The sequence below is a fragment of the Streptomyces sp. MBT65 genome, from assembly GCF_016612545.1.
In the GTDB taxonomy this organism is placed as follows: Bacteria; Actinomycetota; Actinomycetes; order Streptomycetales; family Streptomycetaceae; genus Streptomyces.
This window is the reverse complement of sequence record NZ_JAENRY010000023.1, coordinates 24,182-47,161: the sequence shown is the minus strand read 5'-3', so window position 1 is coordinate 47,161 and position 22,980 is coordinate 24,182. Positions and strand designations below refer to the sequence as shown.

Genomic DNA, 22,980 nt, shown 5'->3' with positions numbered 1-22,980 from the left:
ACACCCTCCATGGTGCAGGCGGGCCGCCCGCCTGCACCATGGAGGGTGTATCCCGTGACCGCAGCACCGACGACGTCCCGGTCGTTCATGCCCGAGAGCCTGATGGGAGGGGACCGGCTGGGCGACTCCGAGTACCGCGCGGTCGTCGGGCTGCTCACATGGCTGGGGCGGGTGCGGTCGGCCGACACGGCTCATCCGCGGGTCAGGCTGTGGGGGGTGCCCGCCTGTTATGCCCTGGCCGGGATTCCTGGCCTGGTCCGCGCGGCCCACGACTCCGTGCCGCGCTTCGTGCTGATGCTGGCGATCACGGCCGGGTACACCGTGCCGTTGCTGTGGCGCAGACAGCGGCCCGTGCTGGTCTTCACCGTCCTGGTCATCCTCTCCGAGGTGTGCCTGGCCCTGCGGGTGGACTCGGGTTCGAGTGCCACCCAGTTGGTGGCGCTGCTCAATCTGGGACGCTTCGGGGCCCCGAGTCAGTTGGCCGTCGGCGTGGTGTACACCCTCACCCAGACTTTCGTGTCGATCGTCTTCTTCAACGGCGCCAGCGGGTCCCGCGACGAGGCCAGCACCCCAGTGCTGGCGTTCCTGGCCGTGGTCGCCGTGCTGTCCATGGCCGCGCTGGGGCTGGCCGGGAAACTCGTGAACGCCTATATCGAGGCCCTCAAGGAGCACGCCGTACGTCTTGAGGTGGAGCGCGACCAGCGCGCCCGGCTGGCCGCGGCCGGCGAACGCGCCCGGGTGGCACGGGAGATGCACGACATCCTCGGCCACACCCTCGCCGTGATCGTCGGCCTCGCGGGCGGTGCCGCCGGGCTCGCCGAGACCAAGCCGAAGCGGGGCGCGGACACGCTGCGGATCATCGCCGAGAGCGGGCGCGGCGCGCTGGCGGAACTGCGCAGGCTGCTCGCCGTCATCCACGAGGACGAGCCCGACGACACTCCGCTCGCGCCCCAGCCGGGCCTGGCCGATCTCGGCGCCCTGATGGAGCGGGTCCGGTCCGCGGGCCCCGCCGCCACCCTGCGGTTGGAGGGCCGACTGACCGGTCTGCCCCAGGGACTTCAGCTCGCCGTCTACCGCATCGTGCAGGAAGCCCTCACCAACACGCTCAAGCACGCGGCACCGGACACGACCGTCGAGGTCACGGTCACGGCCGATGCGGAGGCCGTGACGGTGACCGCGGAGGACACCGGCCCGCATCAGGCGGCCGGCACCGACGAGTCGGGCAAGGGCCTGGTCGGCATGCGCGAGCGGGCCGCGCTCTACGGCGGGCAGGTCGCGGCGGGCCCCAACTCCCGTGATGGCTGGACCGTCCGCGCCCTCCTCCACCTCACCTCGACCGCCCCCGACCTCATGGAGAAGCACCCGGCATGACCACCGTCCTCATCGTCGACGACCAGGCCCTGCAACGCCTCGGCTTCAGCATGCTCATCGAGCAGTACCCGGACCTGAGCACCGTCGGCGAGGCCACGCACGGCGTCGAGGCGGTCCGGCTGGCGGCCGAACTGCGCCCGGATGTCGTCCTGATGGACGTCCGCATGCCCGGCATGGACGGCATCGAGGCCACCCGCCGGATCGTGCAGTCGGGCGGGCGCTCCCGCGTCCTGGTCCTGACCACCTTCGACCTCGACGAGTACGCGTACGCCGCGCTGCGCGCCGGGGCCAGCGGCTTCCTCCTCAAGGACGCGCTCCCCGAGGAACTCGTCGCGGGCATCCGCGCGGTGGCGGCGGGGGACGCCGTCATCTCCCCCGGCCTGACCCGCAAACTGATCGACGCCTTCGCCGACCGGATGCCCGGCCGCACTCCCGAACAGGACCGCCGCCTCGACGCCCTGACCGACCGCGAGCGCGAGGTGCTCACCGTCATGGCGGCCGGCTGGAGCAACACCGAGATCGCCGACCGCCTGTGCCTCGCCGAGTCCACCGTGAAGTCCCACGTCAGCCGCATCCTCGCCAAGGTCGGCGCGCGGGACCGGGTCCAGGCGGTGATCTTCGCGTACGACGCGGGGCTGGTGCGGCCGGCCTGAGTTCCGCTTCCTAGGCCGTCGGCGCGGTCACGAACCCGTCGATCAGCGCGGTGAGTTCGGCCGGTTTCTCCACGGGCAGTTCATGTCCGGCGTCGACGATCCGCACGACAGCATCCGGGTAGGCGTTGGCCGTCCGCAGCATCTGCGAGAGCGGCAACTGGATGTCGTGGTAACCGTGCGCGATGAGCGTCGGCGCGGTGATCTCGTGCACGCGGTCGAGGACGTCGAAGGCGCGCATCGCGCCGTAGCAGGTCATGACGACCTCGCGCGGTGTGGCGGCGGAGGCGTCGATGTACGCACGGATCTTCTCCTTGGGACAGCCGGGGGCGAAGGCGCGCTGGATGTTGATGGCGACGAACAGCTTGAACGGCAGCAGAGTGGACACCGCCAGCAGCAGACCGCGCGCCCGGCTGTACGTCATGCGGCTGATCGAGTCGACCAGCACCAGGCGTTCGACGCGCTCGGGGTGGGTGAGGGCGAGGGTCTGGGCGATCATCCCGCCCATGGAGTGCCCGACCGGCACGAACCGTTCGACCTCGAGATGGTCGAGCAACGCGACGACATCCGCTGCGAGTTCGTCGACGGTCCGCGCCCCCGCCCCGGTGCTCTCCCCGTGCCCGCGCAGATCGAGCCGTATCACCCGCCGCCCGACCGCGAAGTGCGCGAACTGGTCGTCCCAGCGATGCCGGTTCGCCGTCCAGCCATGGACGAACACGAGCGGCACGCCGTCCCCGTCGCGGGGGCCCTCGTCGTCGTACACGAGCAGTGCGCCGTTGACTTCGAGCTTCGGCATGGGTGACTCCTGTGGTGCGGCGTTGCGTTGACCGATGTCATGCCGATCTTGGCCTGGACCGCGCGGAGTTGGCCTTGCGTGCCGGTATCCGCAACGAGATCGAGATCGCCGATCGGCCTTAACGGGGCGCCGTGCAGGCGTAGTTGGGCGTTGCGGATCTCGTCGGTCGAGGCGACCGTGCGGCCGAGAACGGCTTCGTCGCTATGCCGACGCTGTCGGCTCTCCTCGCCCCTCCCAAGGCCTGGCCAGTCCCACCAGCGCAACTCCCGCCGCCGCCACGGCGATCAGCATGATCACGGCCATCGGGAGGGAGCTGTTCTCCCCGAACACCCCGACCAGCGGCGCCGCGAGCGCGCCGAACAGGAACTGGAGGCCGCCGAGGAGGGCGGAGGCCGCGCCCGGTGCGTTGCGGCCGAGGGCCTGGCCAATGCTCAGGGTCGACGGGAAGGCCATGCCGATGCCACCGGCCGTGACGAACAGCGTGATCCAGGTGCCGGCCAGGGTCTCCCCCACCGTCAGTACCAGCAGCACCTGGGCCAGCGCGCCGACCGCGGCGACGGCGACGGCCGCCACGAGGAGGCTGCTCAGCCGTACCCGTCCGGCGAGTTGGGAGAAGGCCGCGCCGGCGATCAGCATCGCGACGGCATTGCTCGCGAAGATGAGGGAGTACGTCGTGGCCGACACCCCGTGCAGGTTCTCGAAGACGAAACTGGAGCCGCTGATGTAGGCGAACAGCGCCGCCGAGATGAACGCGAGGACGAGGACGTACCCCATGAACGTACGGCGGCCGAGCAGCGCGCCCATCGCGCGGAAGGTGTTCGTGATCCCGCCGGCATGTCGGCGCTCCGGCGGCAGCGTCTCCGGGACCTTGCGGACCACGCCGAGCAGCAACAGGCCGCCCATCACGGTCAGTACGACGAACACCGCGCGCCAGGTGGACACGGCGAGGATCGCCCCGCCGAGCACCGGTGCAGCGACCGGCGCGACGCCCATGATCTGGGAGAGGACCGCGAAGTAGCGGGGCAGTTCGGCCCCTTGGAAGCGATCGGTCAGCACGGCGCGGGCCAGCACCATGCCGGCCGCACCCGCCAGGCCCTGGAGAAAGCGGGCGCCGGTGAGCAGGCCGACGGTGGGGGCGAACGCGCAGGCGACGGAGAAGGCCGTGAACGCGGCCGTTCCGGACATCAGCAGTCCGCGGCGGCCGAGGCTGTCACTGAGCGGGCCGATCACCAACTGGCCGACGACGAGTCCGGCCAGGAACGCGGTCATCGTCAGCTGTACGGCCGAGCTGCTCGCCCCGAGCGTGTCTCCCATCGCCGGGAACCCTGGGACATACATGTCGGTCGCGAGCGGGGCAACGGCGGTCAGCGCGGCGAGGACGGCGACCAGGGTTACGGCCGTACGCCGCGACGGGTCGGTGGAGTCGGTCGGTGCGGTGGTCTGCGTGGGGGCCTGTGCGTCGGCGGAACTGGAGGGGGACGGCGATACCATGACCATAACGGTAACTGATGGTTCACCGGTTAACAATGACGGATCCGGATCCACGGAATCCACGGATTCACGGGATTCACGGATCCGCCCAGGTCCGCTCCAGGAAAGCGAGAAGACGAGCCGCATGTCGCCCTCCCCCGCCGACGTCCGCGCACAGTGGACCCAGCACAACCCCGGCCTCGACACCTCCCCCATGGAGCTGATCGGCCTGCTCAAGCACGCCACCGGGCTCCTGAACCGGGCGGTCGAGCCCCTCTACGCGGGCGCCGCGCTCACCGCCCCCGAGGTCGACATGCTGATCCCCCTGCGGCATGCCACCGAGCCGGTGATCGCCCGCCGGCTCGCCGAATGGCTCGGGCTGTCCCGCGCGGGTGTCAGCAAGGCGCTGGGCAAGCTGGAGAAGCGCGGCTTCATCGCCCGCACCCCGAACCCGGCGGACCGACGTGCCGCCCTGGTGACCATCACGCCGGCCGGGGCCAAGGCCGTCGACGATCTGTTCCCCCGCCAACTCTCCGCCGAGGTAAAGCTGTTGGCGGGGCTGGGCGAGGACCGGGATCAGGTGCTGAGTGCGCTGGGGCGACTGGTGGAGGTCATGGAGCGCCAAGTGGGCCGTGACTGAAGGGGTCCTGACGGACCGTCATCACGACCCGTCGCGTCAGGTCGTCCCGGCGTCCCACAGCACGTGCAGCGTCGGCGGCTTGCGGAAGACCAGGCCCTGCGGGGCGGTCGGGTGATCCGGGTCCAGGCGAAGGGCCGGTAGACGGTCGAGGAGCTGCTGGAAGGCGATACGGGTCTCCAGGCGGGCGAGGTGTGCGGCGAGGCAGTAGTGCGGGCCGTGGGCGAAGGCGAGTTGGAGGCGGGCGTTCTCGCGGCGGACGTCGAAGCGGTCGGGGTCCGGGAAGACGGCCGGGTCGCGGTTGGCGCCGGTGAGGGAGACGGAGACCAGGTCGCCCTCGCGGATCGTGGCCGGGCCGAGGACGGTGTCCCTCGTGGCGTAGCGGTCCACGACGGCGGCACCGGGTTCGAGGCGCAGCGATTCCTCGATCGCACCGTCCACCAGGCCCATGTCGGCCTGCACCAGGGCGAGTTGGTCGGGGTGCCGGAGCAGGTGCAGCAGTGCGTTGGTGATCATCGCCTCGGTGGTCTCGATGCCGCCGAACATCAACACGGCGGCGTTGGAGGCCACTTCGGGCACGGTGAGTTGTCCGGCGGCGGAAACGAGGAGTGAGGCTCCGCCCCGGTCGGCGACGGTGGCCTCGACGGAGGCGCGGAGTTCCGCGTAGGCCCTGGTGCCGGCGGCTCCCGCCTCGTGGCCGGCCGTGATGTCCGAGACCGACCGTACGATCGCGTCGTACCAGGTGAGGACCGTGTCCGGGGTGGTGCCGGTCAGGCCGAGGGCCTCGGTCACGACGGCGACCGCGAGCGGGCCCGCGAAGGCGCGGCGCAGTTCGCCGGCGCCCGCCGGTCGGAGCGCGGTGACGAGCCGGTCGGTCTCGCGCTCGATGAACGAGGCGAAGCCGTCCCGTACTTCGCGCGGCCGGAAGGGTGCGGTGAAGGGCTCGCGGTGGCGGGCGTGCTGCTCCCCGTCGAGGGACAGCATGCTCGGGCCGACGACCTGGGCGGTGGAGAAGCGCGGGTCGTCCACGGTGAAGGTCGCCGCGTCCCGCATCACGCTCAGCGCGAGGTCCCGCCGGGTGACCAGCCAGCCGTCCAACTCCGGCAGCCAGGACACGGGTTCGCTCTCACGGAGCCGCGCCAGTCGTGCGTGCGGGTCGTGCGCGAGCTCGGCGAGCGTGGTCCCGGCACCGAGCGGGAAGGAGGCGGCGGCGACCGTACTCATCGCGCCTCGTGACGGAGCAGAGGGAAACTGGCCATGAGCGAGGCTAACAATCGCGCCGGGGGTGGTCCCGCCGAGGGGTCGATGGAGTCACCGCGGCTCCCGTGGTGGAGATGCCGCCGGGCGAGGCGAACCACCCTCGACCACAGGGTGGGCCGACGGCCGGTCCGACCATGCTGTTCGGTGCACCCGTGGTGACCGCGCTGCACCTGTGGGCGCTGGTCCGCGGTGTGCGGCCGGCGAATCGGCGGCCGGCCGGTCACTACCCGCGCGGGCAACAGATCGAATTCGCCCCGCGCGAGGCATAGTTTGCGCCATCCTGAACGTCATGGGTCGAGGACCGATCGCTGACGCGGGTCGGGCCTCAACTCCCTTGTCCTGTCCGCCTGCTGATCGCGTCGCTCCGAAAGGGCTCAGCCCCATGGCCACACCCCAGTCCGCCGGGACGACGCACGACCGCGCCCCGGCGACGACCGGCCATGGGCGCCCCGACCGCGTGGGGACCGCCGACCTCGACGTACCGCGCGCATCGCACGCTCTCCACGCGAACAGGACCCTCCCGCACCACATCGGCAGACTCGGCCTCCGCGCCCTCGTCGTCTGACCCACGACAAGCCCCTCGGCACCCGCCCCGCACCGAGGGGCCTTCGTCATAACCCGCCGACACAGCCGACGACAACCCCCGATGACACCGCACCGCACCCAGCGTCCGACTCCCGATACCGGACACCGACACCGACACTTGAGCCACTCTTGATCACTTCATCAGACACCGACGGACCGGCGATACCCGTGCCTCTCCAGCCCATCCCGTCCGCCCAGGTGACCCGGGCCGCGTCCTGGCGCATTCTTGCTGTGTCACCCACCCGGCGCCACAGGGACGAGGTAGAGCCCCAATGACTGGGAGTGCCGAGCGCGAGAAGGGGACGCCCGGACGGCTCGCCGAGCTGCTCATCGACGCCTCGACGGAGGCGATCGACGCGACCGGCGGCCACTCCGGGGGCGTCTACCTGCGGTCGAGCACGCCCGGACTGCTGCGGCTCGCCGTCCTCGCCGGGCTGCCCGGGCCGCTGTTCCGCCCCTGGGGCCGCCTCCACGCCGACAGCAAGTTCCCGGTCGCCGACGCCTACCGGCTCGGCGTCCACGTGGTCCTGCCCAACGCCACCGAGACCATGCGCCGCTACCCCCAGTTCGCGGCCAGCCTCCCCTTCCAGTTCGGGTCGATGTACGTCCCCGTCACCGGCGGAACGACGACGTACGGCGTGCTGACCGTGCTGCGGCCCTCCGCCGCGGACACCACCGAGGTGCTGTCCGGCCTGGACCGGATGACCCGGCTGGCCGAGGAGCTGGGCAGGGCGCTGGCGGAGCTGGAGGACGAGCACAAGGACGAGGACGGACCCTACGTCGCCTGGGACGGCGAGGCCGTGTGCGTCCAGGCGGCGGCCACGCACCGCCCCGAGCGCCGTATGGCACGGTTCTCCTGGGATCCGGGGACCGCCCTCCTGACCGGGGACACTGCGCTGCACGCCCTGCTGGGGGTGGCGCCCGCGGAGTTCGCCGGCAGCGCGCAGGCGCTCGCGGACGTCGTGGCGCCGGGCGACGCGTACCAGGTCATGGCGGCGCTGCGGGCCACGGCCGCCGGGAAACCGCCGCCGCTTCCCCTGCGGATGCGGGCGGCGGACGGCACGGTCCGGCTGCTGGACCTGTGGACGCCCGCCACCGGACCGCTCCCGCCGAACGGCGGGTACCGGGTCAGTGGTGTCGTCGTCGACCCGGGTCCCGCGTCGAACGGCGACAGCGCGGCCGATCTGCTCCCGGACGGTGTCTTCTGCCTCGACCGGCTGGGGCTCGTCACCTACGCCAATCCACGCGCCGCCCAGCTCCTGGGCCGGCCGCGCGAGGAGCTGCTGGGCCGCCCTCTGTGGGAGGGCGTGCCCTGGCTGAACCAGATCGGCTGCGAGGACCAGTTGCGCGGCGCCCTGCTGTCGCTGGGGCCGGTGCAGTTCCACGTCCGGCGGCCCGAGGGGCAGGAGCAGCCGCGGGAACCGTACGAGAACGAGTGGCTCGCGATGGCCGTGCATCCCGGTCAGGACGGCCTGACCTGCACGGTCGCCCCGTCGACCCGGGTGTCCGGTCCGCCGCTGCCGCTGGTGCCGGTGCATCCCGAAGGGGGGGGCGCCGCGAGCAACGGCGTCACCTCATTGGCCCCGCTGTACCGGCCGATCGTGCTCGCCATCGCGCTGACGGAGGCGGTCACCGCGCGGCAGGTGTCCGCGGTCGTCATGAAGGAGCTGCTGCCCGCGTTCGGCGGCCGTCGGCTCGCGATCTATCTGCTCCAGGACCGGCATCTGTACCTGGCCTGGGAGACCGGCTTCCCGCAGGGTTTCCTCGCCCCGTTCGACGGGGTCGGGCTCGACGCCCGGCTGCCCGGGGTGGAGACCCTCACCAGCGGACGCCCGCTCTTCTTCGACTCCATGCAGCAACTGGCGGACGCCTACCCGGGCATACCCCTGGACGCGGAGGTGGGCGCCCGCGCGTTCCTGCCGCTGATCGCGTCCGGCCGTCCGGTCGGCTCGGCCATCCTGGGCTTCGACCGGTCCCGCAGCTTCGGCTCCGAGGAGCGCGCGGTGCTCACCGCCCTCGCCGGACTGATCGCCCACGCGATGGAGAAGGCCCAGCGCTACGACTCCGAGGCCGCCCTCGCCCGCGGCCTCCAGCAGGCCCTCCTCCCGCGCCGGCTCTCCGCCCACCCGCAGGTGGAGACGGCCGGGCGCTATCTGCCGGGCACCCAGGGCATGGAGGTCGGCGGCGACTGGTACGACGTGGTGGAGGCCGGTGACGGTCTCGCGCTGGTCATCGGCGACGTCCAGGGGCACGGTGTCCAGGCCGCCGCCACCATGGGTCAACTCCGCAGCGCGGTAAGGGCGTTCGCGCTCGGGGACCGGCCGCCCGACGAGGTGATGAGCGGCACCAACCATCTCCTCATCGACCTCGACCCCGGCCAGTTCGCGAGCTGCTGCTACCTCCGGCTCGACCCGGCGAGCGGGCTGGTCCGGGTCGCCCGGGCCGGGCATCCACCGCCGCTGATCCGTACCCCGGACGGCCGCACCCGTGTCTGGGACATACCGGGAGGCGTCGTCCTCGGGGTGGACCCGCACGCCCAGTACCCGGTCGCGGAGCTCCACCTGGAGCCCGACTCGATCCTCGCCCTCTACACGGACGGTCTGGTGGAGCGGCCCGGTGTCGACATCGACGACGGCATCGCCGCCCTGCGCGTCGCCCTCGCCAAAGCGGGCGGGCCCGCCGCACGACCGGGCGGGCGTTCGCTCGCCGGTGTCGCCGACCGCCTCACCGCGACGGCCCGGCACGCGGCGGACCGTCCCGACGACATCGCGCTGCTGCTCGCGGCCCGGCGCGCCAAGCCCGGCAGGCACCCTTGATCCCGGTTCGGCCCCGGCCTGTCACCGGGCGTGACGCCCCTCGCCTCCTGAGGTCGGGCAGTGTAGACATGGGCCTATGGTCCGCCTGACGGGTCGGCCCGAAGCCCGGTCGACCCACCGCCACGACGGTCTGCGCGCGAAGCGCCCGTACGACCGTGCCCGTCGGGCGCGCGAACACCGGCGGGTTCCGCTGGGCGGCCGTAGCGTCGCCGGGCAGGTGTTCATGCTGCAGGTGGTGATCGTGCTGCTGCTGGTCGTGTCGGCCGTGGTGGCGCAGGTCCTCCAGGTGCGGCACGACAGCACTCAGGAGGCCCGGAACCGGTCGGTGGCCGTCGCCGAGACCTTCGCGAACGCGCCGGGCACGGTCGCGGCCCTGAACAGCGCGGACCCCACGGCGATCCTCCAGCCGAGCGCCGAGGCCGCCCGCAAGACGTCCAAGGTCGACTTCATCGTCGTCATGAACACCGAAGGGATCCGCTACACCCACCCCAAGCCGGACCGCATCGGCAAGAAGTTCGTCGGTGACATCGCTCCCGCGCTGGCCGGGCGCGTCGTCACCGAGGAGATCACCGGCACCATCGGACCGCTGGTGCAGGCGGTGGTCCCGATCAAGGGCCCCGGCGGCAAGGTCGTGGGCCTGGTGTCGGCGGGGGTGACGAAGGCGAACGTCGGCGGCACCGCCGACCAGCAGCTGCCGCTCCTCCTCATCGCCGCCGGAGTGGCCCTGATCCTCGCCACCGGCGGCACCGCCCTGGTCAGCAGACGGCTCCAGCACCAGACCCATGGCCTGGGCCCGCACGAGATGACCCGGATGTACGAGCACCACGACGCGGTGCTGCACGCCGTACGCGAAGGCGTGATCATCGTCGGCGGCGAGGGCCGGCTGCTGCTCGCCAACGACGAGGCCCGCCATCTGCTCGACCTGCCCGAGAACGCCGAGGGGCGCCTGGTCCTCGACCTCGGGCTGGACGCCGAGATGACGGCCCTGCTGGCCTCCGCGCGGGTCGCGACGGACGAGGTGCACCGCGTCGGCGGCCGACTGCTCGCCGTCAACCAGCGCCCCACCGACCTGGAGGGCGGCCCGCCCGGCAGCGTCACCACGCTCCGCGACTCCACCGAACTGCGCGCCCTCTCCGGCCGCGCCGAGGTGGCCCGCGAGCGCCTGAACATGCTCTACGACGCCGGAGTGGGCATCGGCACCAGCCTGGACGTCACCCGCACCGCCGAGGAACTCGCCGAACTGGCCGTCCCCCGCTTCGCGGACTTCGTCACGGTCGACCTCTACGACGCCGTCCTGAGCGGCGAGGAACCGCAGGCCGGGACCGAGTTGCGGCGTACGGCGTCCAGCGGGGTCCGGGACGACGCGCCGCTCTATCCGGTCGGCAAGCAGATCCAGTTCGTGGCGTCCTCCCCGCAGGCGCGCAGTCTCGACAGCGGCGAGGCCGTCGTCGAACCCTGGCTGAGCGACGCCCCCGGCTGGCTCACCCAGGATCCCGAGCGCACCGCGCAGGTCGTCGAGTACGGCATCCACTCGCTGATCACCGTGCCGCTGCGGGCCGGGGCCCTCATCCTCGGCGTGGTCAACTTCTGGCGCTCCGACAAGCCGGACCCCTTCGACGTGGAGGAGCTGGCCCTCGCCGAGGAACTGGTCGCCCGCGCGGCCGTGTCCATCGACAACTCCCGCCGCTACACCCGCGAGCACGGCATGGCGGTGACCCTCCAGCGCAGTTTGCTGCCCCGCCGGCTGCCCGCGCAGACCGCCCTCGACGTCGCCTACCGCTATCTCCCCGCGAAGTCCGGGGTCGGCGGCGACTGGTTCGACGTGCTGCCGTTGTCCGGTGCCCGGGTCGCGCTGGTCGTGGGCGATGTCGTGGGACACGGTCTGCACGCGGCGGCCACGATGGGGCGGCTGCGCACGGCGGTCCACAACTTCTCCGCGCTAGATCTGCCGCCGGACGAACTCCTCGGTCTGCTGGACGAGTTGGTCGGGCGGATCGACCAGGACGAGACGACCGAGGACAGCGTGGCCCCGGTGACCGGCGCGACCTGTCTCTACGCGATCTACGACCCGGTGACCCTGCGCTGCACCGTCGCCCGCGCCGGTCATCCGCCACCGGCGCTGATCCGCCCGGACGGCACCGTCGAGTTCCCCGAAGTGCCCGCAGGACCCCCACTCGGCCTCGGCGGACTCCCTTTCGAGACGGCCGAGTTGGAGCTGGAAGAGGGCAGCCGACTGGTCCTGTACACGGACGGGCTGGTCGAGGACAGGGAACGCGACATCGACGTCGGCCTGGAACTGCTGCGCACCGCGCTCACCGACTCCGGCGAGTCTCCCGAGGACACCTGCCGGGCCGTCCTCGACTCGGAGTTGTCGGTCCGGCCCAGCGACGACATCGCCCTGATCGTCGCCCGCACCCGCGCACTCGGCGCCGACCGCATCGCCGAGTGGCAGGTCCCGTCCGACCCGGCGGCCGTCTCCGACATGCGCGCCTCGGTCACCCGCCAACTCACCCACTGGGGCCTGGACGAGCTGACGTTCACCACCGAGCTCATCCTCAGCGAACTGGTCACCAACGCGATCCGCTACGGCAACGACCCGGTCCGCGTCCGCCTGTTGCGCGACCGCACCCTGATCTGCGAGGTCTACGACGGCAGCACCACCTCGCCGCATCTGCGGTACGCGGCGATGACGGACGAGGGCGGCCGGGGCCTGTTCCTGGTCGCTCAGCTCTCCGAGCGCTGGGGCACCCGGTACACCCCGGCCGGCAAGGTGATCTGGGCCGAACAGGCGTTGTGAGTCCGGGCCCGGGGTGAACATCCGCCCCGGGCACGGTACTTCGCCTCTTACTCGTCGATCGCCGCCCCGAAGGCCGCGCCCTTCGCGGCACCCCCGAGGTCCGCCGCGCTGTACAGCGAAGAGCCTTCGGCGAGCAGGCCGTTCGGGCCCGCGGGGAGCAACCACACATAGCCGTCACCGGAGTTCTCGCCCGGTGCGGAGGCGACCAGTTCGGAGCGGCCGTCCGCGTCCGTGTCCGTGAGCCGGACCTGGGTGCCCCAGTAGTCGTCGGCCTCGGCGGTGCCGGGGATGTTCGCGGTGTTCTGGTCGAAGGACTGGGCGCCGGTCGCGGTCACTCCGGTGCGCGAGCCGCGCAACAGCCATACGGCGCCCGCGTCCTGGACGGTGCCGATGTCCTCGCCGGGCGCGCCGACGGCCACGTCCGCGTAGCCGTCGCCGTTCACGTCGCCGACGGACAGCTCGTTGCCCCAGCCGTCGCCGTGCTCCGAAGTGCCGGGCACGCCCGGGGAGTTCTGCGACCACCAGTCGGCGAGCGCGGCCGGCCCGTCCGAACTGCCGTAGTAGACACCGATCTTGCCGCCGGCGTCGCCCTCCGCCTCGTCGTCGGCGCTGCTGAGCTGGCCGAGGACGAGGTCGTCGTAGCCGTCGCCGTTGATGTCGCCCGACGCGGTGCCGAGGCCGCCGTTGAGGTCCTGACGGTACGTCAGCGCGGTCTCGCCGCCCGCGTAGAGGGCCGACCAGCCCTGCCGGTAGTCGTCGTCGGGGCTGTAGCCGGAGACGACCAGGTCGGCGAAGCCGTTGCGGTCGTAGTTGCCGGTGGTGAGGTAGGCGGGCTGGATGCGGTGGCCGCCGGGGGCCGTGGTCGTGTTCAGGGTGCCCATGAGGTGCAGGATGTCGGTGTGGTAAGCGAAGATCTGGGCTCCGTCGTCGTCGAGGACGGCCATCTCGTCGGCGTCGGTGGCCCCGGTGAAGCGGGCCGCCGCCACGGACTGGCCGAACCGGGCACCCGCGGCGGGCTTGGTGGAGGTGAAGGAGTCGTTCGCCTCGGCTCCGAGGCCCGCCTTGGAGCCGTAGAGGACGGTGACGCGGCCCGCGTCCTCGACGCTGCCCTCGTCCTCGCCGGGCGCCCCGATAATCGCGTCGTCGTAGCCGTCACCGTCGAGGTCGCCGGTGGCGACGGCCTGGCCGAAGGAGTCGTAGGTCTCCGAGGTGCCGGGGACGCCGGGCGTGGACTGGCTGATGACGGCCGTACGGCCCTTGGGGACGGTGTTGTTGGTGGCGATGCCGTTCGGGGCGCCGTACTGGACGGTGACGTAACCGGCGCCCTTCTTGCCGTCGACGGTGCCCGACGGGGCGCCGATCAGGACATCGTCGTAGCCGTCCCCGTTGAAGTCGCTGTTGCGGTCGACGGCGCTGGTGCCGCCCGGGACGCCCGCGTAGCTGGCCGGGGCGGCGACGATGCCGGCGCCGGCCAGGAGCAGGAAGGTCGCGGACGCGACGGCGGCGGAGACCTTCTTGCGTGACACGTTCGTCATGATGTGTTCCCCCGTGAGTCAAATCTGTTGCGGTCAACGGGTTCGACACGAGACATGACGCGAGAGTTGTGGTGCCTCCGTGTGCTGTGACACCTCGGTGACACTTGTTGCGCGACACAGACTGATCAGCCCAGTGCGCGGTCCAGGTTGAACGCCGCGCTGATCAGGGCGAGATGGGTGAACGCCTGGGGGAAGTTGCCCTGTTGCTCGCCGGTGCGGCCGATCTCCTCGGCGTACAGGCCGAGATGGTTGGCGTAGGTGAGCATCTTCTCGAAGGCGAGGCGCGCCTCGTCGACGCGGCTGGCGCGGACCATGGCCTCGACGTACCAGAAGGAGCAGATCGAGAACGTGCCCTCGTCGCCGCGCAGTCCGTCGGGGCTGGCCTGCGGGTTGTAGCGGTAGACGAGCGAGTCGGAGACGAGTTCCTCGGTCAACGCGTCCAGGGTGGACAGCCACTTGGGGTCGGTGGGCGCGATGAACTTCGTCAGCGGCATCATCAGCAACGCTGCGTCGAGGACGTCGCTGCCCTCGTACTGGACGAAGGCCTTGCGCTTGGCCGACCAGCCGCGGTCCATGATGCGGCGGTAGATGGTGTCCCGGCACCCGCCCCAGTACGGCAGGTTGGCGGGCAGTCCGCGGCGGTTGGCGAGGCGGATCGCGCGCTCGATCGCGACCCAGCACATGAGGCGTGAGTAGAGGAAGTTCTTGCGCCCGCCGCGGGTCTCCCAGACTCCCTCGTCGGGCTGGTCCCAGTTCTCGCAGACCCAGTCGACCAGGGCGCACACGTCGTCCCACTGGGCGCTGGAGATGGGCTCGGCCCACTTGTCGTAGAGGTAGATGGAGTCGATCAGCGCGCCGTAGATGTCGAGTTGGAGCTGATCGGCGGCCGCGTTGCCCACGCGCACCGGGGCGGAGCCCAAGTGTCCTTCCAGGTGCGGGAGTTCGTGTTCGGTGAGTTGGGTACGGCCGTCGATGCCGTACATGATCTGGAGCGGGCCGGAGGGGTTGCCGTCGCCGGGGCTGATGTAGCGGGTGACGAACTGCATGAACGCCTTCGCCTCGCCGGTGAAGCCGAGGCGGAGCAGGGCGTAGACGCAGAAGGCGGCGTCGCGGATCCAGACGTAGCGGTAGTCCCAGTTGCGCTCGCCGCCGATCTGTTCGGGGAGGCTGGTGGTGGGGGCGGCGACGATCGCGCCGGTGGGGGCGTAGGTGAGCAGCTTGAGGGTGAGGGCGGAGCGGTGGACCATCTCGCGCCAGCGGCCCCGGTAGCGGGACTGGGAGAGCCAGCGCCGCCAGTAGGCGACCGTCGAGGCGAACTCGTCCTCGGCCTCCTGGCGGGCGCAGGGGCGGGAGGTCACCTCGCCGTCGACCTGGTCGAGGGCGAACACCTCGGACTCGCCCTCGTCGAGCTTGAAGTCGGCCCACACGTCGGTGCCGTCGCTCTCCAGGGGGACGGTGGCGGTCAGGGCGAGGGACCTCTCGGCGGACTCGAAGAGGGCCACGTCGCCGACCATCCGCGCGGTGTGCGCGGTGGCGCCGTAGTCGAACCTCGGGGCGACCCTGGTCCGGAACGGCACCGAGCCGCGCACGCACAGGACGCGGCGGATCAGGCGGTGCCGGGCGGACTCGTCCGTCTCGCTGCTCACCGGCATGAAGTCCTGGACCTCGCCGACGCCGTCCTCGGTGAAGAACCGGGTGATCAGGACGTTGGTGTCGGGGAAGTAGAACTGCTTGGTGCGGGCGGGCACGGCGGCGGCCAGTTCGAAGGAGCCGCCGCGCTCCGCGTCCAGGATCGCGGCGAAGACGCTGGGGGCGTCGAAGGACGGGCAGCAGTACCAGTCGATCGTGCCGTTGGTCCCCACCAGGGCCACGCTGCGCAGATCGCCGATCAGTCCGTGCTCGGCGATGGGCAGGTATCCGGGTCCGGTGGGGGTGTCCTGCGGGGGCGGGGTCTCGACCATCGCGGCAGCCTTCCTGGTTCGGGCCCGCGCGGGCCGGTTCCAGCTTAGGTTCACGTTCTCGTTCGGCCACTCTTCCGGATGCACACTGGGGACGGGCACGGAATCGTGGGAGTGGGACCCACGGCACGTGCCCGGTCTCAGGGAGGAAGCACCATGTCGACAGCACAACCCGACGACCACGCCACCCCGGACGCCCTGCTGCACGCCCGCACCGGTACCGAGGTGGATCCGGAGGACGTGGTCCTGGCGGCCGGCCGGGACGTGACCCCGGAGAACCTGGAGTGGGCCCGGCGGAAGATCGAGGCGGAGGGGGCGGCGGCGCTGGACAAGCTGCTTCCCTAGCCGTCGTACGGGGATCCGGCCGCCGATCGGCCCTCTCGTCGCCACCTGGTTACCCGTTCACCCTTTCGGAGAAGGCGCTCCGGCTGACAGACTCCGGAGGTGCCCGACTTCGACATGCTTGTCATCGGTTCAGGACCGGGTGGCCAGAAGGCCGCCATCGCCGCGGCCAAGCTCGGCCGCCGGGTCGCCGTCGTCGACCGCCCCGACATGGTCGGCGGGGTCTCCATCCACACCGGGACCATCCCCTCCAAGACCTTGCGCGAGGCGGTGCTGTATCTCACCGGCCTCACCCAGCGCGATCTGTACGGGCAGAGCTACCGCCTCAAGGACGACATCACCGTCGGCGACCTCACCGCGCGCACCCAGCACGTGGTCAGCCGTGAAGTGGACGTCATCCGCAACCAGTTGTCCCGCAACCAGGTCTCCCTGTTCGCCGGCACGGGCCGCTTCGTCGACCCGCACACCGTCGCGCTGACCGAAATCACCGGCCACGAGCGGCTGTTGACCGCCGAGAACATCGTCATCGCCACCGGGACCCGTCCCGCGCGGCCGGACACCGTCGAGTTCGACGGGCGGACCATCATGGACTCGGACAACGTCCTGGACCTGCCCAAGGTCCCCCGGTCCATGGTCATCGTGGGTGCGGGGGTCATCGGCATGGAGTACGCCTCCATGTTCGCCGCGCTCGGCAGCAAGATCACCGTGGTGGAGAAGCGCGCCGGCATGCTCGACTTCTGTGACCTGGAGGTCATCGAGTCGCTCAAGTACCACCTGCGGGACCTCGCCGTGACCTTCCGCTTCGGCGAGACGGTGGCCGCCGTCGAGCGGCACACCAACGGCACGCTGACGGTCCTGGAGAGCGGCAAGAAGATCCCGGCCGACGCCGTGATGTACTCCGCCGGACGGCAGGGGCTGACCGACGAACTCGACCTGGACAAGGCCGGGTTGTCCGCCGACAGGCGCGGCCGGATCGACGTCGACGAGAACTTCCGCACCACGGTCCCGCACATCTACGCCGTCGGCGACGTCATCGGCTTCCCGGCGCTCGCGGCGACCTCGATGGAGCAGGGCCGTACGGCCGCGTACCACGCCTGCGGTGAGCCGGTGCACCGGATCGACGACCGGCAGCCGATCGGGATCTACACCATTCCGGAGATCAGTTTCATCGGGAAGACCGAGGACCAACTCACCGAGGAGTGCGTGCCGTTCGAGGTCGGGATCTCCCGCTACCGCGAACTCGCGCGCGGCCAGATCATCGGCGACTCGCACGGCATGCTCAAGCTGCTGGTCTCCCCCACCGACCGCACCCTGCTCGGCGTGCACTGTTTCGGTACCGGCGCGACGGAACTCATTCACATCGGCCAGTCGGTGATGGGCTGCGGCGGAACGGTCGACTATCTCGTGGACGCGGTCTTCAACTACCCGACGCTGGCCGAGTCCTACAAGGTCGCCGCCCTCGACGCGACGAACAAGCTGCGCCAGATCGACCGACTCGGCGACTGACCGTTCACAGGAGATTACTCGCTGGTCAATCTTGAAAGGTCAAGAGGTACGGCTATCATCACACCCACACACGGTGTGACCGTCCGCCGACGCAGCGGTTAAGCGGTATCCGCCATTCCCTATTGTTGTTCCGACCGGCCACTCGACCCGAGGCCACCCCTCTCCGGGTCCGGGGCCGGTCCGCTCAACTCCGCACGTCGTGCAAGACGGAAAGCAGCGCATCCATGAGCAACAACAGGGGCAGAGGGCTGCAGGCCAACGCCCTCGGTACGTTCGACACCGTGGTGATGGCCGTGGCGGGCAGCGCCCCGGCGTACTCGATCGCGGCGACCACCGCGGTCCTGGTCGGCGCGGTGGGGCTGGCCAGTCCGGCGGCCCTCCTCTACTGCGCGATACCGATGCTGGGCATCGCGCTGGCGTTCAGCTATCTCGGCCGGATCGATGTGAACGCGGGGGCGAGCTACTCCTGGGTGGGGCGCACCCTGCATCCCTTTCTGGGCTTCATCAGCGGCTGGGCCCTGGTGGTCTCCGCGACCATCTTCATGGTCGCCGGGTCACTGCCCGCCGGTTCGATGACGCTGTCCCTCTTCGATCAGGGCCTCGCGGACAACACGGCGTTGTCGACGGTGGTCGGCGCCGCGTGGTTCGTGCTCATGCTGCTCGTGGTGCTGGGCGGGGCCCGGCTCACGGTCCGGGCGCAACTCCTCATGTCCGGCATCGAGCTGGGGATCCTGGCGCTGTTCGCGGTGTTCGCGATCGTCCACACCGACAACGCCCGCGCCTTCGACTGGTCCTGGCTGGGCTTCAGCCACTTCGACGGGGTGTCCGGCTTCGCCTCGGGCGCGCTCATCGCCGCGTTCTACTACTGGGGCTGGGACGTCACCAGCAACCTCAGCGAGGAGACCCGCAACAGCCGTCGTACGACCGGACTCGCGGGCCTGATCGGCGTCGGCATCGTCTTCCTGCTGTTCGAGGTGTTCACCATCGCGGTGAACATCATCCTGACCTCGCGGCAGATCGAGAGCAACGACGCCAACGTGCTGGCGGTGCTCGGCGACGAGCTGTGGCCGGGCTGGGGCGGCAAGTTGCTGATCGTGTCGGTGATGCTGTCGACCATCGCCACCCTGGAGACGACCCTCATCCAGGTCACGCGTTCGCTGTTCGCGATGGGCCGCGACCGTACGATGCCTACCGCGCTGGGCCGGGTGCACCGCACCTGGAACACGCCCTGGGTGGCTATCACCGTGGTCGGCGGGGTGGCGCTGGTGATGTTCATCGCCTCGAACGCGCTCGGTTCGGTGGGCGAGATCCTCTCCGACGCGATCTCGGCGATCGGTCTGCAGATCGCCGTGTACTACGGCCTGGCGGGCCTCGCGGTGGTCGTCGCGTACCGCAAGATGCTGTTCAGGTCCGCGGCGAACTTCTTCTTCGGCGGACTGTGGCCGCTGTTCGGCGCCCTGTTCATGTTCTGGATCTTCGTCGAGTCGCTGGGCAGCCTGAGCGACGCCGCCATCGGTATCGGCATCGGCGGACTGGCCGCGGGGCTGATCCCGATGCTCTGGTACTGGAGGCAGGGCAGCGAGTACTACCGGCCCGCACGTCTCGACGCCACGCACACCGTCGAGACGGACTACGTCCCGGACGACTTCGTGCCCGAACAGTCGCGGGTCCATCAGGGTCTCCCGACCGACTTCTGAGGGGCACCCCGATGGCGCGAGACCGCTACACCCCGGACTTCGACCCCGACTGCGGGGACGCGCCCCTCAGTTCGGCCCGCCAGGACATCGTCATCGGTCGCTGGCAGGGGCTGCGGGACCTGCTGCGGAACACCGGCGCGCACTGGCTCGGCCGGGGCCACCGGATCCGGACGCTGGCGCAGGCCTGCGCGAGCAGTTCGACGGTCGAGTCATGGCTGGCCGCCGAGCCGCACAGCGGCGACGCGCTCACCCTGCGGGCGGCGACGGAGACGGCCCGTGCCTTCAATCTGGCGATCTCGGCGGGCCGGGGCGTGCCGATCGACCGGAACCGTATCGACGGGGCCGTCATGGCCTGCCTCCAGGCCTCGGAGGCGTACCCGGACGACCCCACCCCCTGGATCTCCCTGATCTCCGTGGCCCGCCTCTATCCGGCGGGGGTACGGCGTCAGGAACTCGCCCGCTGGTGGGACGAGTTGCACCGCCGCGACCCGTACAGCGTGGAGGGTCACCTCCAGGTGCTCCACTACTACTCCTCCCGCTGGCACGGCAGCCACGGCCTGATGTACGACTTCGCGCGCGACGCGGCGGGGGTGGCGCCGCCCGGCTGCGGACTGCCGGTGCTGGTGCAGTACGCGCGGGTGGAGGAGTACCGCTTCGCCCTCCACGCCGCGACGGGCCGGCAGGCGGCGGTGGGGCTGGGCCGGCACTGGAACCACGACGGCGCCGTCAGCGACGTGCGCCGCACCTGGCAGCGCTGGATCGCCGCCCGCGAGGAGGGCCCCTTCCCGCCCGGCGAACTCCGCGACCTCAACTATCTTGCCCACGCGGCCTGTTACGCGGGTACGAAGGACATCTCCACGGAGGTGCTGGCCATGATGGGCCGCCGGGCGACGACGACTCCGTGGTCGTACACCGGGGATCCGGAGAAGCAGATCGTGAAGTGGCGCAAGGACGTGGGGGTGCGGGCCTGACGGGCCTATTCGGCGGGCTGTTCCACCGGCTTGGCCAGGCTCGCCGTCCACTTGTCCTCGATCCGGCCGAACTTCCACACCAGCAGGGCCACGACCCAGGTCGCGAAGAACAGGCCGACGATGAGGAAGCCGATGACGTTCAGGTCGAGGCCCGCGACCCAGTCCCAGAAGAAGCCGTGCAGATCGAGCTTCTCGGCGAACAGGCCCAGGAGTTCGACCGTGCCGATGATCAGGGCCACGGCGACGGACAGACCGGTGATCGTGAGGTTGTAGTAGACCTTGCGGACCGGCTTGGAGAAGGCCCAGCCGTAGGCGAAGTTCATGAACGTGCCGTCGATCGTGTCGAGCAGCGACATCCCGGCGGCGAACAGGACCGGCAGGCACAGGATCGCGTACCAGGGCAGGCCCGACGCGGCGCCCGAACCGGCCAGCACCAGCAGCGCGATCTCGGTCGCGGTGTCGAAGCCGAGGCCGAACAGCAGGCCCAGCGGGTACATCTGCCAGGACTTGGTGATCGACTTCATGAAACGGCCCAGGATGCGGTTCATGAAGCCGCGGTTGTTGAGCTGTTCCTCCAGCGCGGCCTCGTCGTAGTGGCCCGAGCGCATCTGCCGGAACACCTTCCAGATGCCCACCAGGATCACGAGGTTGATGCCGGCGATGACGTAGAGGAAGGTGCCCGAGACTGTGGTGCCGATCAGGCCGGTGACGTCGTGGAGTTGGGAGTTGTCGTCGCGGACCGGGTTGGCCAGCGCCTTGACGCCCAGGGAGAGCAGGAGGGTCAGGCCGAAGACGATGCTGGAGTGGCCGAGCGAGAACCAGAAGCCCACCGACAGCGGCCGCTGCCCCTCGCTCATCAGCTTGCGGGTCGTGTTGTCGATCGCCGCGATGTGGTCGGCGTCGAACGCGTGCCGCATGCCGAGCGTGTACGCGGTCACGCCCATGCCGATGCCGAAGGACTTCTCGCCGACGCTGTAGTGCCCCGGCGCCACGATCCACACGAGGGTGAACCAGCCGATCACGTGCAGCCCGAGGATGAAGGCGGCCATGCCGCCGACCCTGGTCCACTCCTGCCGCGTCATGGACGTCCGGACGCGGTACCAGACCGATGCCGTGGCGGCGCGGGGCGAAGTGGTGTCAGGGACGGCCGTCATCGAGGAGGGTCTTTCTTTCGGGTACGCGGTTGCGGCCTGCAACCTCGTGCCATCCTCCCGTACCTGCAACCCATTCGCAGTAGCGGTCGGCAAAGACCATGGCAGGTCTTGCTCAAAGGAGAGAAAAATACCTGGTCAGGTGGCCAGCAAACCTCGCCCGAGCCAGTCTTTGGCGTCCTTCGCGCCGGGCAGCGCGTAGAAGTAGCCGCCGCCCGTCGGGGAGATGTAGTCGACGAGGGGTTCGTCGATCAGCCGGGTCTGGGTCGCCTCGAACTGCCGCTTCACGTCCTGCTGGTAGCAGCAGAAGACCAGGCCCATGTCCAGGTTGCCCACGGCGTCGATGCCCCGGTCGTAGTTGTAGCCGCGGCGCAGGATGCGTGAGGTGTCGGTGGCCGCGGTGCGCGGGTTGGCGAGGCGGATATGGGCGTCGAGCGGGATCGCCGTGCCCTTGGGGTCCTTGGCGTAGTGCGGGATGTCCGTCTCCTTGGCGCCGTCCAGCGGGGCGCCGGTGTCCTTGCGGCGGCCGAACATCAACTCCTGCTCGCTGAGCGAGACCCGGTCCCAGAACTCGACCAGCATGCGGATGATCCGGATCACCTGGTAGCTGCCGCCGCTCGCCCAGGCGGGCTCGCCCTGTCCGTCGCCGACCCAGATCAGCCGGTCGGTCTCGCGGGTGGACGTCACGTCCGGGTTGGCGATGCCGTCCTTGAAGCCGAGCAGATTGCGCTGGGCGCCGGTGGGGCGCGGGGTGTTCTGGAAGCCGTCGATACGCCACTTGATCTGCATGCCGCCGCGGGTGTGCCGGGCGATGTCGCGCAGCGCGTGCAGCACCGTGTCCTGGCGGGCGCCGCACACCTGGAGCGAGAGGTCGCCGTGACACTCGGCGGCGCGCAGGTTGTCGTTCGGGAACGTCTTCATCGGGGTCAGCCGACGCGGCTTGGCATGCGCCAGGCCGTAGCGGTCGTCGAAGAGGGACGCGCCCACGCCGACGGTCACCGTGAGGGCGTCGGCGGGGACCTCCGGTCCGAGGATGCCGTTGTCTGCGGGCGGCGCGCCGACGCCGAGGTCGGCCGGGATGCCGCCGGTGGTGAGGAAGCGGGCCCGTTCGGTGATCGTGCGCAGCAGGTCGGCCAGTTCGGCGCGGTTGTCGGCGATCACGTCGAGGGAGACGAAGGTCGCGGCGGCCGGGGCGGGGGTGAGAATGCCCGCCTGATGGGTGCCGTGGAAGGGCACCTCGGCGGCGTTCGTGGTGTCCGCGGCCTGCGCCTGCGCAGTGCCACCGGTCTCGGCGAGCGCGAACGCCCCGCCGGCCAGCACCGCTCCGGCGGCCCCGGCACCGAGCGCCGTCCGCACGAAGGAACGGCGACCGGCTCCCGCCGGGCAGCCCGGGGTTTCGGCAGTGGACATCGGACGGTTCCCTTCACTACGGCCGGTG

At 70.7% G+C, this 22,980-nt stretch carries 17 protein-coding genes; 10 read left to right on the top strand and 7 right to left on the bottom strand.

Going from position 1 to position 22,980, the window contains the following annotated elements; all coding sequences use genetic code 11:
- Positions 1-54: 54 nt before the first annotated feature.
- Both JHN63_RS08035 and JHN63_RS08030 read left to right on the top strand, forming a co-directional pair.
- On the top strand, positions 55-1,371 hold the full coding sequence (locus JHN63_RS08035; protein ID WP_307781845.1) for a histidine kinase: 1,317 nt from the start codon (positions 55-57) through the stop codon (positions 1,369-1,371).
- On the top strand, positions 1,368-2,024 hold the full coding sequence (locus JHN63_RS08030; protein WP_200678333.1) for a response regulator transcription factor: 657 nt from the start codon (positions 1,368-1,370) through the stop codon (positions 2,022-2,024). The genes JHN63_RS08035 and JHN63_RS08030 overlap by 4 nt, the downstream gene beginning before the upstream one ends.
- Before the next feature lie 10 nt (positions 2,025-2,034).
- Here JHN63_RS08030 and JHN63_RS08025 read toward each other — a convergent pair whose 3' ends face one another.
- Both JHN63_RS08025 and JHN63_RS08020 read right to left on the bottom strand, forming a co-directional pair.
- Positions 2,035-2,817 carry an alpha/beta fold hydrolase gene (locus JHN63_RS08025; protein ID WP_200678331.1) on the bottom strand — a complete coding sequence of 261 codons (783 nt, stop codon included), beginning with the start codon at positions 2,815-2,817 and terminating at the stop codon, positions 2,035-2,037.
- A 201-nt stretch (positions 2,818-3,018) separates the two neighbouring features.
- Positions 3,019-4,308 carry a multidrug effflux MFS transporter gene (locus JHN63_RS08020; RefSeq protein WP_200678330.1) on the bottom strand — a complete coding sequence of 430 codons (1,290 nt, stop codon included), beginning with the start codon at positions 4,306-4,308 and terminating at the stop codon, positions 3,019-3,021.
- Positions 4,309-4,432: 124 nt separating this feature from the next.
- Between JHN63_RS08020 and JHN63_RS08015 the strand changes: the two genes are divergently transcribed.
- Positions 4,433-4,927, top strand: coding sequence for a MarR family winged helix-turn-helix transcriptional regulator (locus tag JHN63_RS08015; protein ID WP_200678329.1), 495 nt, complete (start codon positions 4,433-4,435; stop codon positions 4,925-4,927).
- A 36-nt stretch (positions 4,928-4,963) separates the two neighbouring features.
- Here the strand turns inward: JHN63_RS08015 and JHN63_RS08010 are convergent, their stop codons facing one another.
- Entirely contained in the window at positions 4,964-6,148 is a 1,185-nt protein-coding gene (locus tag JHN63_RS08010) for a cytochrome P450 (protein ID WP_200678328.1), read from the bottom strand.
- A 418-nt stretch (positions 6,149-6,566) separates the two neighbouring features.
- On the opposite strand from JHN63_RS08010, the gene JHN63_RS08005 reads away from it, so the two are divergent.
- The 3 genes from JHN63_RS08005 (at position 6,567) to JHN63_RS07995 (ending at position 12,382) form a co-directional block, all read left to right on the top strand.
- Positions 6,567-6,749: a hypothetical protein gene (locus JHN63_RS08005; protein ID WP_200678327.1), complete on the top strand. Its 183-nt coding sequence runs from the start codon at positions 6,567-6,569 to the stop codon at positions 6,747-6,749.
- A gap of 292 nt (positions 6,750-7,041) precedes the next feature.
- Positions 7,042-9,585, top strand: coding sequence for a SpoIIE family protein phosphatase (locus tag JHN63_RS08000; RefSeq protein ID WP_200678326.1), 2,544 nt, complete (start codon positions 7,042-7,044; stop codon positions 9,583-9,585).
- A gap of 76 nt (positions 9,586-9,661) precedes the next feature.
- Positions 9,662-12,382: a SpoIIE family protein phosphatase/ATP-binding protein gene (locus JHN63_RS07995; RefSeq protein WP_200678325.1), complete on the top strand. Its 2,721-nt coding sequence runs from the start codon at positions 9,662-9,664 to the stop codon at positions 12,380-12,382.
- A gap of 47 nt (positions 12,383-12,429) precedes the next feature.
- Here the strand turns inward: JHN63_RS07995 and JHN63_RS07990 are convergent, their stop codons facing one another.
- Both JHN63_RS07990 and JHN63_RS07985 read right to left on the bottom strand, forming a co-directional pair.
- Complete coding sequence (locus JHN63_RS07990; RefSeq protein WP_200678324.1) at positions 12,430-13,917, bottom strand: FG-GAP-like repeat-containing protein; 1,488 nt, start codon at positions 13,915-13,917, stop codon at positions 12,430-12,432.
- 125 nt (positions 13,918-14,042) lie between these two features.
- Positions 14,043-15,878 (bottom strand): glycoside hydrolase family 15 protein, encoded by a 1,836-nt coding sequence (locus JHN63_RS07985; protein ID WP_200678323.1) that lies wholly within the window; start codon positions 15,876-15,878, stop codon positions 14,043-14,045.
- Positions 15,879-16,031: 153 nt separating this feature from the next.
- On the opposite strand from JHN63_RS07985, the gene JHN63_RS07980 reads away from it, so the two are divergent.
- The 4 genes from JHN63_RS07980 (at position 16,032) to JHN63_RS07965 (ending at position 20,391) form a co-directional block, all read left to right on the top strand.
- Positions 16,032-16,220 (top strand): hypothetical protein, encoded by a 189-nt coding sequence (locus JHN63_RS07980; RefSeq protein WP_200678320.1) that lies wholly within the window; start codon positions 16,032-16,034, stop codon positions 16,218-16,220.
- Between the two features lie 99 nt (positions 16,221-16,319).
- On the top strand, positions 16,320-17,723 hold the full coding sequence (gene sthA, locus JHN63_RS07975; RefSeq protein ID WP_200678318.1) for a Si-specific NAD(P)(+) transhydrogenase: 1,404 nt from the start codon (positions 16,320-16,322) through the stop codon (positions 17,721-17,723).
- 224 nt (positions 17,724-17,947) lie between these two features.
- Entirely contained in the window at positions 17,948-19,420 is a 1,473-nt protein-coding gene (locus tag JHN63_RS07970) for an APC family permease (RefSeq protein ID WP_200678316.1), read from the top strand.
- 11 nt (positions 19,421-19,431) lie between these two features.
- A complete protein-coding gene (locus JHN63_RS07965; RefSeq protein ID WP_200678314.1) occupies positions 19,432-20,391 on the top strand; it encodes a hypothetical protein in 960 nt (319 codons plus the stop codon).
- Between the two features lie 5 nt (positions 20,392-20,396).
- Here JHN63_RS07965 and JHN63_RS07960 read toward each other — a convergent pair whose 3' ends face one another.
- Together JHN63_RS07960 and efeB are read right to left on the bottom strand one after the other, a co-directional pair.
- Positions 20,397-21,545 carry a HoxN/HupN/NixA family nickel/cobalt transporter gene (locus JHN63_RS07960; protein WP_374222903.1) on the bottom strand — a complete coding sequence of 383 codons (1,149 nt, stop codon included), beginning with the start codon at positions 21,543-21,545 and terminating at the stop codon, positions 20,397-20,399.
- 135 nt (positions 21,546-21,680) lie between these two features.
- Positions 21,681-22,952 carry an iron uptake transporter deferrochelatase/peroxidase subunit gene (efeB, locus tag JHN63_RS07955; RefSeq protein WP_200678312.1) on the bottom strand — a complete coding sequence of 424 codons (1,272 nt, stop codon included), beginning with the start codon at positions 22,950-22,952 and terminating at the stop codon, positions 21,681-21,683.
- Between the last annotated feature and the right edge of the window lie 28 nt (positions 22,953-22,980).

Coding starts and splice junctions, on each gene's coding strand:
- efeB (WP_200678312.1), bottom strand. CDS start 22,952: ATGTCCACTGCCGAAACCCCGGGCTGCCCGGCGGGAGCCGGTCGCCGT.
- JHN63_RS07990 (WP_200678324.1), bottom strand. CDS start 13,917: ATGACGAACGTGTCACGCAAGAAGGTCTCCGCCGCCGTCGCGTCCGCG.
- JHN63_RS08000 (WP_200678326.1), top strand. CDS start 7,042: ATGACTGGGAGTGCCGAGCGCGAGAAGGGGACGCCCGGACGGCTCGCC.
- JHN63_RS08010 (WP_200678328.1), bottom strand. CDS start 6,148: ATGAGTACGGTCGCCGCCGCCTCCTTCCCGCTCGGTGCCGGGACCACG.
- JHN63_RS07970 (WP_200678316.1), top strand. CDS start 17,948: ATGAGCAACAACAGGGGCAGAGGGCTGCAGGCCAACGCCCTCGGTACG.
- JHN63_RS07960 (WP_374222903.1), bottom strand. CDS start 21,545: ATGACGGCCGTCCCTGACACCACTTCGCCCCGCGCCGCCACGGCATCG.
- JHN63_RS08015 (WP_200678329.1), top strand. CDS start 4,433: ATGTCGCCCTCCCCCGCCGACGTCCGCGCACAGTGGACCCAGCACAAC.
- JHN63_RS08025 (WP_200678331.1), bottom strand. CDS start 2,817: ATGCCGAAGCTCGAAGTCAACGGCGCACTGCTCGTGTACGACGACGAG.
- JHN63_RS08005 (WP_200678327.1), top strand. CDS start 6,567: ATGGCCACACCCCAGTCCGCCGGGACGACGCACGACCGCGCCCCGGCG.
- JHN63_RS07995 (WP_200678325.1), top strand. CDS start 9,662: ATGGTCCGCCTGACGGGTCGGCCCGAAGCCCGGTCGACCCACCGCCAC.
- JHN63_RS08030 (WP_200678333.1), top strand. CDS start 1,368: ATGACCACCGTCCTCATCGTCGACGACCAGGCCCTGCAACGCCTCGGC.
- JHN63_RS07980 (WP_200678320.1), top strand. CDS start 16,032: ATGTCGACAGCACAACCCGACGACCACGCCACCCCGGACGCCCTGCTG.
- JHN63_RS07965 (WP_200678314.1), top strand. CDS start 19,432: ATGGCGCGAGACCGCTACACCCCGGACTTCGACCCCGACTGCGGGGAC.
- JHN63_RS07985 (WP_200678323.1), bottom strand. CDS start 15,878: ATGGTCGAGACCCCGCCCCCGCAGGACACCCCCACCGGACCCGGATAC.
- JHN63_RS08020 (WP_200678330.1), bottom strand. CDS start 4,308: ATGGTATCGCCGTCCCCCTCCAGTTCCGCCGACGCACAGGCCCCCACG.